The organism is Aminobacter sp. BA135 (assembly GCF_050859125.1).
GTDB classification, from domain to species: domain Bacteria; phylum Pseudomonadota; class Alphaproteobacteria; order Rhizobiales; family Rhizobiaceae; genus Aminobacter; species Aminobacter ciceronei.
In genome coordinates this window covers 1,624,827-1,637,973 of the sequence record NZ_CP139572.1, presented here as the reverse complement: position 1 = coordinate 1,637,973, position 13,147 = coordinate 1,624,827, and the positions used below count along the sequence as shown (strand labels likewise).

At 63.5% G+C, this 13,147-nt stretch carries 11 protein-coding genes; 4 read left to right on the top strand and 7 right to left on the bottom strand.

The window, feature by feature from the left end:
- Positions 1 to 84 precede the first annotated feature (84 nt).
- The 5 genes from ugpC to tlpA all read right to left on the bottom strand — a co-directional run bounded on the left by ugpC (position 85) and on the right by tlpA (position 5,477).
- Entirely contained in the window at positions 85 to 1,131 is a 1,047-nt protein-coding gene (ugpC, locus tag SLT36_RS08065; protein ID WP_432286736.1) for a sn-glycerol-3-phosphate ABC transporter ATP-binding protein UgpC, read from the bottom strand.
- On the bottom strand, positions 1,131 to 1,979 hold the full coding sequence (ugpE, locus tag SLT36_RS08060) for a sn-glycerol-3-phosphate ABC transporter permease UgpE (protein WP_432288280.1): 849 nt from the start codon (positions 1,977 to 1,979) through the stop codon (positions 1,131 to 1,133). Before ugpE ends, ugpC begins: the two co-directional genes overlap by 1 nt.
- Before the next feature lie 40 nt (positions 1,980 to 2,019).
- Positions 2,020 to 2,904, bottom strand: a complete 885-nt coding sequence (gene ugpA, locus SLT36_RS08055; protein WP_432286734.1) for a sn-glycerol-3-phosphate ABC transporter permease UgpA — start codon at positions 2,902 to 2,904, stop codon at positions 2,020 to 2,022.
- A gap of 215 nt (positions 2,905 to 3,119) precedes the next feature.
- Positions 3,120 to 4,430, bottom strand: a complete 1,311-nt coding sequence (ugpB, locus tag SLT36_RS08050; protein ID WP_432286732.1) for a sn-glycerol-3-phosphate ABC transporter substrate-binding protein UgpB — start codon at positions 4,428 to 4,430, stop codon at positions 3,120 to 3,122.
- A 354-nt stretch (positions 4,431 to 4,784) separates the two neighbouring features.
- Entirely contained in the window at positions 4,785 to 5,477 is a 693-nt protein-coding gene (gene tlpA, locus SLT36_RS08045; RefSeq protein ID WP_432286731.1) for a thiol:disulfide interchange protein TlpA, read from the bottom strand.
- A gap of 33 nt (positions 5,478 to 5,510) precedes the next feature.
- Between tlpA and argH the strand changes: the two genes are divergently transcribed.
- The 4 genes from argH (at position 5,511) to SLT36_RS08025 (ending at position 11,249) form a co-directional block, all read left to right on the top strand.
- The gene (gene argH, locus SLT36_RS08040) at positions 5,511 to 6,911 is read left to right on the top strand and encodes an argininosuccinate lyase (RefSeq protein ID WP_432286729.1); all 1,401 of its coding nucleotides are present in this window, start codon (positions 5,511 to 5,513) and stop codon (positions 6,909 to 6,911) included.
- A 70-nt stretch (positions 6,912 to 6,981) separates the two neighbouring features.
- Positions 6,982 to 7,188, top strand: coding sequence for a lipoprotein (locus SLT36_RS08035; protein ID WP_154386139.1), 207 nt, complete (start codon positions 6,982 to 6,984; stop codon positions 7,186 to 7,188).
- A gap of 30 nt (positions 7,189 to 7,218) precedes the next feature.
- Positions 7,219 to 8,487 carry a diaminopimelate decarboxylase gene (gene lysA / locus SLT36_RS08030; RefSeq protein WP_432286728.1) on the top strand — a complete coding sequence of 423 codons (1,269 nt, stop codon included), beginning with the start codon at positions 7,219 to 7,221 and terminating at the stop codon, positions 8,485 to 8,487.
- Between the two features lie 176 nt (positions 8,488 to 8,663).
- On the top strand, positions 8,664 to 11,249 hold the full coding sequence (locus SLT36_RS08025) for a TIGR02302 family protein (protein ID WP_432286727.1): 2,586 nt from the start codon (positions 8,664 to 8,666) through the stop codon (positions 11,247 to 11,249).
- A gap of 293 nt (positions 11,250 to 11,542) precedes the next feature.
- Here SLT36_RS08025 and SLT36_RS08020 read toward each other — a convergent pair whose 3' ends face one another.
- Entirely contained in the window at positions 11,543 to 12,169 is a 627-nt protein-coding gene (locus SLT36_RS08020) for a glutathione S-transferase family protein (RefSeq protein ID WP_432286726.1), read from the bottom strand.
- Between the two features lie 96 nt (positions 12,170 to 12,265).
- On the bottom strand, positions 12,266 to 13,126 hold the full coding sequence (locus SLT36_RS08015; protein ID WP_432288278.1) for a LysR substrate-binding domain-containing protein: 861 nt from the start codon (positions 13,124 to 13,126) through the stop codon (positions 12,266 to 12,268).
- Between the last annotated feature and the right edge of the window lie 21 nt (positions 13,127 to 13,147).

The following is a 13,147-nucleotide window of genomic DNA, read 5'->3' as shown; positions in this document are numbered from 1 at the left end:
CGATCCTGCTCAGGATTTGGTGTTGGACCGGCGTGCGTCCTTCGACAACTCAGGACGAGGACCGCTTGCGCTGGCCGTGCTGCCTCAAACCCTCTTCCCGTCGCTGCCGAAGAAATGCAATTTTTCGCGGCGCGCAAACATCGGCAATTGGTCACCCGCCTGCACCTCGGTGCGGCCAGCGACACGCACGACGATCTTGCCGCCGCCTGCCGCGCAATAGAGAAAACTCTCGGCACCCACCGGTTCGACGCCCTCGACCCTGGCCATCAGCCGGAGGCCGTCACTGGACGCAGCACCATCGGCGCCGACTTCGCAATCCTCGGGGCGGAAGCCGATCGTCGCGGCATTGCCCGCGACTTCCGGAAGTGTCACTGCACCTTCGAGCTGGCCGCTGCGCAGCGGCAGAAGGTTCATTGGCGGCGCGCCGATGAACGAAGCAACAAAAGTAGAAGCCGGCTTTTCGTAGATGTCGAGCGGCGCGCCGAGCTGTTCAACCAGACCGGCGTTCATCACCACCAGAACGTCTGCCAGCGTCATCGCCTCGAGCTGGTCATGGGTGACGTAGACCGAGGTCACGCCGAGCTGGCGTTGCAGGCTCTTGATCTCGACGCGCATCTGGCCGCGCAGCTTGGCGTCTAGGTTGCTGAGCGGTTCGTCGAACAGGAACACCTTCGGGTTGCGCACGATGGCGCGGCCCATGGCGACGCGCTGGCGCTGGCCGCCCGAGAGCTCACGCGGGCGACGTTCAAGCAGGTGCTCGAGTTCCAGCGTCTTGGCAGTGGTCCGCACGCGCTTGTCGACCTCGTCCTTCGGCATGCCGCGGTTGCGCAGGCCGTAGGCCATGTTGTCGTAGACCTTCATATGCGGGTAGAGCGCATAGTTCTGAAACACCATGGCGATGTCGCGCTCGGTCGGGCCGATGGCGTTGACCACCTTGCCGTCGATCGAGCAGGTGCCGGCCGAAATAGTTTCCAGCCCGGCAATCATGCGCAGCAGCGTGGACTTGCCGCAGCCCGAGGGGCCGACGAGCACGCACAAAGCCTTGTCGGGAATGGCGATGGAGACGCCCTTCACCGCTTCGACCCCGCCGGGATAAATCTTGCGTACGTCCTTGAGATCGACGGTTGCCATTATTTCTCCGTATCGACGAGGCCGCGGACGAACCAGCGTTGCATGAACACGACCACCAGGATGGGTGGGATGATGGCGAGCATGGAAGTGACCATCACCAGATGCCATTCGGTGTCGGCGTCGGCGAAGGAGATCATCTTCCTCAGCGCAATGACGATGGTGTTCATGTCGTTGCGGTTGGTGACGAGCAGCGGCCAGAGATATTGCGTCCAGCCATAGATGAACAGGATGACGAACAACGCCGCGATGTTGGTGCGCGACAAGGGCAGCAGGATGTCCTTGAAGAAGCGCCATGGCCCGGCGCCGTCGACGCGCGCCGCCTCGACCAGCTCGCCCGGAATGGTGAGGAAGAACTGGCGGAACAAAAGCGTCGCGGTGGCGGACGCGATCAGCGGCACGATCAGCCCGGTGTAGGTGTCGATCAGGCCGAGGTCGACCATCACCTTGTAGGTCGGCAGGATCCGCACCTCGACCGGCAGCATCAGGGTGATGAAGATCAGCCAGAAGAAGAACATCCGGCCGGGAAAGCGGAAGAACACGATCGCATAGGCCGACAGGATCGAGATGATGATCTTGCCGATGGCGATGCCGAAAGCGACGATGGTGGTGTTGATGAGCAGCGTCGCCACGCTGACGCCGCCGATGCGGCCAACGCCGCCGAACAGCGCCTCGGAGTAGTTTTCGAGGAAGCGGTCGCCGGGCAAAAGAGGCAGCGGCGGACGCAGGATTGTCTGCAGCGAATGCGTCGAGGCAACGAAGGTGTAGTAGATCGGGAACGCGACGATGACGATGCCGAGGATCAGGATGGCGTGCGCCATATAGACGCCAGCCATCGACTGGCCGATCATCAGCTTGTCGTGCCCGCTTGCGGGCGGAAGCGGCTTCGGCTCAGCCATAATGCACCTTCCTCTCGACATAGCGGAACTGGATGGCGGTGAGCGCGATCACGATGACCATCAGGATCACCGACTGCGCCGCCGAGTCGCCGAGGATGAGATTGACGAAGCCGTCATTGTAGACCTTGTAGACCAGGGTCTCGGTGGCCTTGCCCGGCCCACCGCCGGTCACCGCATGGATGATGCCGAAGGTGTCGAAGAAGGCGTAGACGGTGTTGACCACGAGCAGGAAGAAGGTGGTCGGCGCGAGCAGCGGGAAGACGATGGTCCAGAAACGCTTGTTCTCGCCGGCGCCGTCGATGGCCGCCGCCTCGATCAGCGTCTTGGGGATCGCCTGCAGGCCGGCGACGAAAAACAGGAAATTGTAGCTGATCTGCTTCCAGGACGCGGCAGCCACCACGAGCACCATCGCCTGCTCGCCATCGAGCAGCGGGTCCCAGTTGATGCCGAGCCAGCGCAGGCCATAGGCAAGCGAGCCGATCGAGGGGTTGAACAGGAACAGCCACAGCATGCCGGCAATGGCGGGTGCGACCGCATATGGCCAGATCATCAGCGTGCGGTAGAGCCCGCGGCTGCGCACCACCTTCTCGGCCATGACGGCGAGCAGCAGGGCGGTAGCCATGGCGACGGCGGCGACCGAGATCGAGAAGATCGCGGTCACCTGGATCGAGTTGAGATAGTTGGGGTCCGACAGGACCTTCTTGAAATTGTCAAACCAGACGAATTTCGACGACAGGCCGAACGGGTCTTCCCTCAGCATGGACTGGCGCAGCGCCTGGCTGGCCGGCCAGTAGAAGAACACCAGCGTGATCGCCAACTGCGGCGCGACCAGCAGATAGGGCAGGATCTTGTTGGGGAAGACGACGCGTGGGGACAATGAGGGCCTCTCGTTACGCGTTTGTCAGAAGCTGGATGGCATCACTGCCGGATCCTTCGGCTCAGCGTTCGCGCTGCCTGACCCTTACCCTCTCCTCGTGAAGGACGGGGAAAAGGAGGGCTTCTACGTTGCCGTATGTCCCTTCTCCCCGTCATTGCGGGGAGAAGGTGCCGGCAGGCGGATGAGGGGCAGCGCTACGATGACATTGGAGCGCGTCAGTTCCCCAGCGCTTCCTGGATCGCCTTGTTGCCGCGGGTGACGACGTTGTCGAGCGCCTGCTGGGCGGTCTGCTGGCCGGCGAGCATCTTTTCGAGCTCCTCGTTCTCGATGTCACGGACCTGCGGCAGGTTGACGAGACGGACGCCCTTCGAGTTTTCAGTCGGGGCTTTGCCCATCATCTGCTTGATCGGGATCTCGCGGGCCGGGTTCTTGTCGTAGAATCCCGACTTCTTGGTCTCCTCATAGGCAGCGAGCGTGACCGGCAGGTAGCCCGAAACCTGGTGCAGGCGGGCCTGGATCGGAGTCTGCGACAGGAAGTTGAAGAAGGTCGCAACACCTTTGTACTGCTCTTCCGGCAGGCCGGCGAAAACCCAGAGCGAAGCACCGCCCGGAATGGTGTTCTGCGGCGCACCGGCGGCGTCAGCCTCGTAGGGCAGCTGGCCGGTGCCGTAGTTCATGCCCGACTTGACGATGTCGCCGAGACCGCCAGAGGATTCGGTGAAGATGCCACACTCGCCGGCAAGGAAGATCTGCTTGGCCTCGGAAGTGCGGCCGCCATATTTGAAGGTGCCGTCCTTGGCGAGGTCGGCGAGCTCCTGGAAGTGCTTGACGAAGGCCGGCGCATTGATCTTGAGCTCGACATTGGTGCCGCCGATGCCGTTTTCATTGGTGCCGTAGGACAGGTTGTTCCAGGCGGCGAAATTCTCGGTGTGGATCCAGGTCAGCCAGGTCGAGGTGAAGCCGCAAGGGGCTGCACCGCTCGACTTGATCTTCTTGGCGGCATCCCAGACTTCGCCCCAGGTCTTGGGCGGGTTGTCGACGTCGAGGCCGGCTTTCTGGAAGATGTCCTTGTTGTAGTAGAGGATCGGCGAGGACGAATTGTAGGGGAACGACAGCATCGTGCCGTCAGGCTTGGAATAGTAGGCGACGATGCCCGGCAGGTACTGGCTCTTGTCGAAGGCCTGACCGCCCATCGACAGAATCTCGGCGACCGGCTTGATGGCGCCTTCGGCACCCATCATCGTGCCCGTGCCGGCATCGAAGACTTGCATGATCGCCGGAGGCTGCTTGGCGCGGAAGGCGGCGATGCCGGCGTTCAGCGTCTCGGGATAGGTGCCCTTGAAGACCGGAACGATCTTGTACTCGCTCTGGCTCTTGTTGAATTCTTCGGAAAGCTGGTTGACGACCTCGTTGTTCGCGCCGGTCATGGCGTGCCACCATGAAATCTCGGTGACGGCGAAGGCGGAGGTGCTGGACAACAGCGTCATGGTGGCGGCAACACCGGCCGCGAAGCCTAGGGTCTTCATGTCTCGCTCCCGTTCTGGTTGGCGAAATGTTTAGTTCCGCGAGGACCAGTATTGTCGGATTATGACAGCGCCACAACAGTTTTGTAGCGATCGTATGAAGGTCGCATTCGGCTCGCTTCGATTTCGCTTTCGCCACAACCTTATGAGAAGCTTTCGCTTTTCCAAAAAACGAAAGCAATTTGCCGAGAATTAGACCCATCTCAACTGCCAGCGCGCCGGCTAATGAAAGGCTTGAAATGGAATGAACATGCCGCGAAGCGTCCTTCGCGGAAGAAAATCGCGAAAATTCACGCTCAAATCCTGCAATCTGAAATTGCAGAGATGGACAGGCAAACGTGTGTGGACACGCCCGCCTTATTTGGCGAGTGCGGCCTCGATGAGCGTTTTCGCATCAGGGCTAGCCCATTCAGCCGGGCCGTTCATGTTGGCCAGCAGGCAGCCTTCGCCGTCGATCAGCAAGGTGACAGGCAAGCCAAGCGCCAGCCCTCGCTTCTTCAGATCGTTGAACACGGCGAGCGTGTTGTCGCGGTAATGGCCAAGCGAGGAGATGCCGATCTCTTCGAGGAACTTCTTCGGCTTGGTGTCGTCGCCGGTGTCGACATTGATCGCCACGACCTCGAACTCCTCGCCGCCCATCTCGCGCTCCAGAGCATCGAGCGCCGGCATCTCGGCGCGGCACGGCGCGCACCAGGTGGCCCAGAGATTGACCAGCAACGTGCGGCCGGCATGGTCGGCGATGGTCATCGGCTTGCCCTCGGGATCGTTGAAGGCAAGCGTCTTCAGCGACTGCGGCGGGTCGGCCGGCATCATCGCGGCGACATGGCCGACGGCGGCGGCACCCACGGCCTTGGCTCTTTCGGTCTTCGCCGCGCACAGCTTGTCGTCGGGGCTTGCAGAACCGGTGTCGGCGGCGACCGTCGGCTGCGGCGTCTTGTTGCCAGGACGGGTCGTGCTGACATATACCGCGACCGCGCCGGCGATCACGCCCGCAACGGCGGCAATCAGTATATGGCGTGGGGCTGGAAACATTTTTCTGCGGTCCGACATCTAATCAATTTTCTCCGGAGCCCGGGTATCACGATGAGCGACAAGAAGGCCAGCAACCAGATGTGGGGCGGACGTTTTGCCTCGGGCCCGGCTGCGATCATGGAAGCGATCAACGCCTCGATCGGCTTCGACAAGAAGCTGTATGCCCAGGACATCCGAGGGTCCGTCGCCCACTCCGAGATGCTGGCGGAAACGGGCATTATTTCGGCTGGCGATCAACAGAAAATCGCTCACGGCCTGAACACGATCCTGCGAGAAATCGAGGACGGCAAGTTCGCCTTCTCGACCCGGCTCGAAGACATCCACATGAATGTCGAGTCGCGCCTTGCCGAACTGATCGGCGCCTCCGCCGGACGCCTGCACACTGCACGCTCGCGCAACGACCAGGTGGCCGTCGACTTCCGGCTCTGGGTCAAGGACGAGTTCAATCGCGTCGCCGAGGCGCTGAAGGGGCTGATCGCCGCCTTCCTCGAACGCGCCGAGCAGCATGCCTCTACCGTGATGCCCGGCTTCACCCATCTTCAGACGGCGCAGCCGGTAACCTTCGGCCATCACTGCATGGCCTATGTCGAGATGTTCGCCCGTGACCTCAGCCGCGTGCGCGACGCCATCGAACGCATGAACGAGAGCCCGCTGGGTGCGGCAGCGCTTGCCGGCACCGGCTTCCCAATCGACCGCTTCAAGACGGCCAAGGCCCTCGGCTTCCGCGAACCGACGCGCAACTCGCTCGACAGCGTGTCGGACCGCGACTACGCGCTGGAGTTCCTGTCGATCGCTGCGATCTGCGCCACCCACATGTCGCGCCTCGCCGAAGAGATCGTCATCTGGTCGACGCCGCAATTCGGCTTCGTGCGCCTGTCGGATTCGTTCTCCACCGGCTCGTCGATCATGCCGCAGAAGAAGAACCCCGACGCCGCCGAGCTGGTGCGCGCCAAGACCGGCCGCGTCAACGGCCACCTGATCGGCCTCTTGACCGTCATGAAGGGCCTGCCGCTGACCTATTCCAAGGACATGCAGGAAGACAAGGAAGCGGTGTTCGACGCCGCCGAGACGCTCGACCTGATGCTGGCAGCGATGACCGGCATGGTCGGCGACATGACGATCAACGAGCAGGCGATGAAAAAGGCCGCCGGCTCGGGCTACTCGACCGCCACCGACCTAGCCGACTGGCTGGTGCGGACGCTGGGCATGCCGTTCCGCGAGGCACACCACGTCACCGGCCGTGCCGTGGCGCTGGCCGAAAGCAAGAAGGTCGGGCTCGAAAAGCTGGCACTGGAAGACCTCAAGTCGATCCATGACGGCATCACCGACGACATCTTCTCCGTGCTGTCGGTGCAGAACTCGGTGAAGAGCCGCACGTCCTTCGGTGGAACAGCACCTGCAGAGGTCAAGAAGCAGGTTCGCTATTGGAAGAAACGGCTGGCAAAAGCGTGATCTAGCCGGGGTGCAAAGCCCAAGAATCTCCGCTACAAGCAGCGGGGAAATTTTCGCGGACGGATGGAACATGACCGCTGGCAGGATTCTGGTGACGCTCGGGCTGATTGCGGCGGTTGGCATGGCTTCCGCCTGCGGCCGCAAGGGCGACCTCGACACCCCCTATGAGGCTGCCGTGCAGGCGCAGAAGGATGCCCAGAAGGCCGGCCAGCCGGCTGGCCCGGCACCGGTAAAACCGGTCGAGGACAAGCCTTTCATCCTCGACCCGCTGCTCTGAGCCGCTCTTCATTTTCGAAAGCATGCTGCCGTGAACCATTTCGACTATCGTAACGGCGTCCTCCACGCCGAAGACGTGGCGCTGACCGATATCGCCGCTGCCGTCGGCACGCCGTTCTACTGCTACTCGACCGCGACGCTGACGCGCCATTTCCAGGTCTTCTCCAAAGCCTTCGCCGATCTCGATGCGCTGGTCTGTTACGCGCTCAAGGCCAATTCGAACCAAGCGGTGCTGAAGACGCTGGCAAGGCTGGGTGCTGGCGCCGACACGGTTTCGGAAGGCGAGATGAGGCGCGCGCTCGCCGCCGGCATCCCGGCCGGGAAGATCGTGTTTTCGGGCGTCGGCAAGACGGCGCGCGAAATGGACTTCGCGCTGCAGGCCGGCATCCTGTGCTTCAACGTCGAATCCGAGCCGGAGCTTGAGCTTCTGTCGGCACGCGCTGTTGCCAACGGCAAGACCGCACCAGTGTCGCTGCGCATCAACCCCGATGTCGACGCCAAGACGCACAAGAAGATCTCGACCGGGCTTGCCGAGAACAAGTTCGGCATCCCGCGTCAGCGGGCGCGCGAAGCCTATGCCCGCGCAGCAGCCCTGCCCGGCATCAAGGTGACCGGCATCGATATGCATATCGGCAGCCAGATCACCGAGCTGCAGCCTTTCGACGACGCCTTTGCGCTGATGGCCGAGTTGGTGGAAACGCTGAAGGCGGACGGCCATGAGATCGACCATGTCGACCTCGGCGGCGGCCTGGGCATTCCCTACAAGACCGACAACAACCCGCCGCCTTTGCCCGACGCCTATGCCCAGATCGTGCACAAGCGCGTCGGCAAGCTCGGCCTCAAGGTGATGTTCGAGCCGGGCCGGCTGATCGTCGGCAATGCCGGCATCCTGGTTTCGGAAGTCATCTTCGTGAAGGAAGGCGACGCCAAGAATTTCCTCATCGTCGATGCGGCGATGAACGACCTGATCCGGCCGACGCTTTACGATGCCTATCACGACATCCGCCCGGTGGTGCAGCCGGCGGCAAACGCGCCGCGCATGACCGTCGACATCGTCGGGCCCGTCTGCGAGACCGGCGACTATCTCGGCCTCGACCGCGACCTGCCCAGGCTGAAGGCCGGCGACCTGATTGCCGTCGGCACTGCCGGCGCTTATGGCGCGGTTCAGGCAGGCACCTACAACACGCGGCTGCTGGTGCCCGAAGTTCTGGTCGACGGCGACCGTTTCCATGTCGTGCGCCAGCGCCGGACCTATGAAGAGCTGATCGGCCTCGATTCCGTGCCCGACTGGCTCGCCTGACGGCGCTCCAGATTGTCAGGGTGAGCAGGGAATTCTACGGCGTTCCTTACGCCTCCCCCGGAAGTGCTGTGCGTTGAGCTTCACGATTACGTTGGTCGCCTCGCCTTCGCCGCGATTGATGGTATTCTCCCAGAGGCAGAGTGGCTGCATCCCGCGCCGCCCAAGCGGAAGGGCCGATGACGGAACCGACACGACCAGCGCTGCATCGTAGCATTGCCGCCGGCCTGGGCAGGACGCGCCTGGCCATCGCCACGGCGATGATCGTCGAGCGCGGCTGGCCGCTGGTGTTGCCGCTGATCGTTATTGCCAGCCTGTTCATCAGTCTGTCCTGGCTTGGCCTGTTCCGGCTCCTGCCCGACTTGGCGCGACTGGGGCTGGCCGTGACCTTCGTCGCAGTCGCGTTGGCCTCGCTCTATCCGCTGCGCTTTTTCCGCCTGCCGAGCTGGGCTGAGATCGACAGCCGTCTCGAACGCGCCAACCAGCTGCTGCACACGCCGGTGCAGGTCCAGACCGACAAGCCGTCGGGCAAGCCGGACAGCTTTGCCGACACCTTGTGGCGCGAGCACCAGAAGCGCATGGCCGAACGACTTGGCACGCTGGGCGGCGACCTGCCCCGGACGCAAGTACCCGAACGCGACCCATGGGCACTTCGCGCCGCCGCTGCCCTGTTGTTCGTTTGCGCCTTCGCATTTTCGTTCGGCCCGACCGGCGGCCGGCTGGGCGACGCCTTCCGGGCGCATGCGGCGCACGACACTGTGCCGCCGCGCATCGACGCCTGGGTGACGCCGCCGACATATACCGGCAAGGCACCGATCTTCCTGACCGCCGATGCAAGCAAGGACGTTCCTGTCATCAACGTGCCCGAGGGCAGCGAACTGTCGCTACGCGTCACCGGCGGCTCGGGCGACGAAACGCTCGCCTTCACCGATGCCGCAGGCACAGTGCGCGACATCGTACCCAATGGCGTCAACACCGACGCAGCAACGCCTGTCGCGACAGGCCCGGTTGCCACGGTCAGGCAGTTTGCCGAAAAGCTCACCGCCCAGGGTAAGCTGACGCTGAAATCCGGCGACGACGAACTCGACAGCTGGGCCTTCACCGTCATTTCCGACAGCGCGCCGAAAATCAGCTTCGTCGGTGAGCCCAAACGCGCCGTCAACGGCACGCTGGAACTGACCTACAATATCGAGGACGATTATGGCGCGGCCTCGGCCAAGGCCGACTTCGCCCTTGCCGACGCGCAGCCGGTGGATGCACGCCCACTCTATGGCCCGCCCGAAATGCCGCTTTCCCTTCCCCGCCGTGGTGCCGCCAAGAAGCCGGTCAAGGCGACGCGCGACCTGACAGAGCATGTCTGGGCCGGTGCTTCGGTGAAGCTCACCTTGCATGCTAGCGACGATGCCGGCCAGGAAGCCAAGAGCGAAACCAAGACGATCATCCTGCCGGAAAAACCGTTCACCAACCCGCTCGCCCGGGCGGTAATCGAACAGCGGCGCCTGCTGGCGCTCGACGCCAACGCCAAGCGGCGCGTGCTTGATCTGATGGACGCGATCACACTGCGTCCCGAGGACACGATCGACAATCTCTCGCACTATCTGGCGCTGATGAGTGCCCGCTCGCGGCTCAAGATGGCCAGCTCTGACGACCAGCTGCGCGAGGTGGTCACCTATCTCTGGCAGGTGGCGCTCGGCATCGAGGACGGCGACCTGTCGGCGGCGGAAAAGCGCCTGCGCCAGGCCCAGCAGGCCTTGCAGGACGCGCTCGAACGCGGCGCCAGCGACGAAGAAATCGACAAGCTGATGGCCGAGCTGCGCGAGGCGATGAACGACTTCCTGCGCGAGTTCGCCGAACGCAACCAGCAGAACAAGACCGCGCAGGACCAGACGCCGGCCCAGGAATTGCGCCAGAGCGACCTGCAGCGCATGCTCGACCAGATCGAGAACCTCGCCAAGTCGGGCAACCGCGACCAGGCGCGCGAGTTGCTGTCGCAGTTGCAGGACATGATGAACAACCTGCAGGCCGGCAAACGGCAGCAGGGTCAGCAGGGCCAGCAGAATTCCGAGATGCGCCAGCAGATGGACAAGCTCGGCGAGATCATGCGGCGCCAGCAGGAGATGATGAACGAGACCTTCCGCATGGACCAGATGCAGCGCGACCAAGGCGAGCAGAGCGATCCCTTCGGCGAGAACGGCGAGCCCGGCCAGCAGCAGCAACAGGGCGAGCAAGGCCAGCAAAACAAGGGCCAGCAGGGCCGGCCGATGACGCCGCAGGAGTTTGCCGACGCGATGAAGCAGCTGCAGCAGGGCCAGGGGCAGCTGGAAAAGGATCTCGAAGCGCTGATGAAGGGGCTCGAGGGCCTCGGCATCAAGCCGGGCAAAGGCTTTGGCGACGCCGGTGAATCGATGAACCAGGCCGAGGGCTCGCTCGGCAAGGGCGAAGGCGACCGCGCCGTCGGCCACCAGGGCCGTGCGCTCGAAGCGCTGCGCCAGGGCGCCCAGGACATGATGCAGCAGATGCAGGCGATGCAGGGCGACCAGGGCGGCAGCGGCGAAGGCGGCCGCCAGCAGAATGCCGACCGCGACCCGCTCGGCCGGCCCCGCGCCACCACCGGTCCCGACTTCGGCGACTCGACCAAGGTGCCCGACGAGATCGACGTGCAGCGCGCCCGCCAGATCCTCGACGCCATCCGCAAGCGCCTGGGCAATGCGCTCAGCCCCGAACTGGAACGGAGTTATCTCGAACGCTTGCTGGAGCTGCGGTAGCCGGGAGCTCACTACGTTCGTTCCTCCTGTACCGACGCACTCCGTCCCACCCCTCTCTGTCCTGCCGGACATCTCCCCCGCAAGGGGGGAGATTAGTATCGTCACCGGCACTGCTCATCCTGTCACGAGGTAGCAACGGGCCGTGTGGCTGGTGGTTGGCGGTGGGGCTCGATGACGGCATGATCTCCCCCCTTGCAGGGGAGATGTCCGGCAGGACAGAGGGGGGTGCGAGAGGAGTGAGTTCGAAGGTGTAATGCTCAAATCGCTCACGCCTCGGCGCCGCACACCCAGCCTCAGCCCGCAACCATGCCCGCTTCTTGCGCCATCACAAGATCCGTCTGGCTGGCGCGCTGAAAAGCGGGGCGTGCTGCCAAGCGCTCGACATAGTCCAGGAACACCGGCTTTTCGGGCAGCGTCTTCAGCACACGGATGCCGAAATTGATGCCGCCGCCGATCTGGGTGTCAGCTGCGGTGAAGCTGTCGCCTGCGATGTAGGGGCGCGAGGACAACGTCCTTTCGAGATTGTCGACCATCTCGCTGAACGAACCGTAGGAATAGCCGCTGCCCATGAATTCGTGACCATGCGCCTTGGCCGCCAGCACTGGGTCGAACACCGAATCGGCATAGACGAGCCAGGTCAGGTAGGGTGCGCGCAGCTTGTCGCCGACGGCAGGCGCAAGTCCGGCCTCGGGGAAGACATCACAGAGATAGGTGCAGATTGCCGCCCGCTCGGTGACCAGGATGCCATCGTGGATGATCGCCGGTACCTTCTTGTTGGGCTGGATCGAACGATACTCTTCCGGCACCCCGCCAGGTGCGCGGATATCGACCTTCTCGATCGTATAGGGGGTGCCGAGTTCCTCAAGCAGCCAAAGCACGTTGGACGCGCGCGACCAGGGCGCGTGGTAAAAGGTGATCATCACTTCCTCCTCATTTCAGAATGCCGCCTGCATAACATTGGCCTCCTGACAGCCTTTTGTCAGGAGGTATGGCAGGATACGGCTTGTTCCCAGCGATCAGCGCCGCTGATGGAAAGCCTCGCGGATGGCGTAGGCCATGGCGTCGACGGTTTCGCTGTTGGCGCGCGGATTGCGATGCATGACGACCCTGGTCGTGTCGATTGCCCCGAAGCCTTCGGCCTCCGTCAGCTCGCGGCAATCCAGTGGAATGTTGCTGCGGGCCATCGGCGCCAGCGCCAGTCCGGCGGTGACGGCAAGGGAGAGCCCGTTGGTGGTATCGCTGGTGTAGGCGAAACGGTAATCGATGCCGCGCTGCTCGAGTGAGCGAAGCGCATACTCCCGCGACCAGCCGTGGCGGGTGTACATGGCAACCGGCAGCGGCCGCTCCAGATGCAGTTGGTGGTGAATGGAGGTCACCCAGACCGTCGGGTCATTCATCAGGACTTCGGCGCCCGATGGAAATTGCCACTCGAAGACCACGGCAAGATCAAGTTCGCCGGCCGCGAGCGAAGCCAGTTGGGAGACCGAATAGCCGAACCGCACCGTCACCTCCACCTTCGAATGGCGCTTGGCAAAGGCACCCAGGGCGCGCGACAGAACAGGCTGGCCATACTCCTCGGGGATGCCAATGCGGACCGGTCCGCCAAGCGGCGCCGCGCGCATCGACGACGCCGTTTCATCGAGCAGGGCAACGATGCGGCGGGCATTTCCGACGAGCTCGGTGCCGCGTTCGGTCAGGGCGACGCCGCGCGCGCCGCGCGTGAACAGCACCTCGCCGACGACCTCCTCGAGGCGCTTGATCTGCATGCTGACCGCGGACTGGGTGCGCCCGACGCCTTCGGCCGCGCGGGTGAAATTGCCGCTCTCGGCAACCGCGAGGAAGGTGCGCAGCAGGTCGCTGTCGAGGCGTGCGGTCATGAAAACGTTTTCAGCCATGAG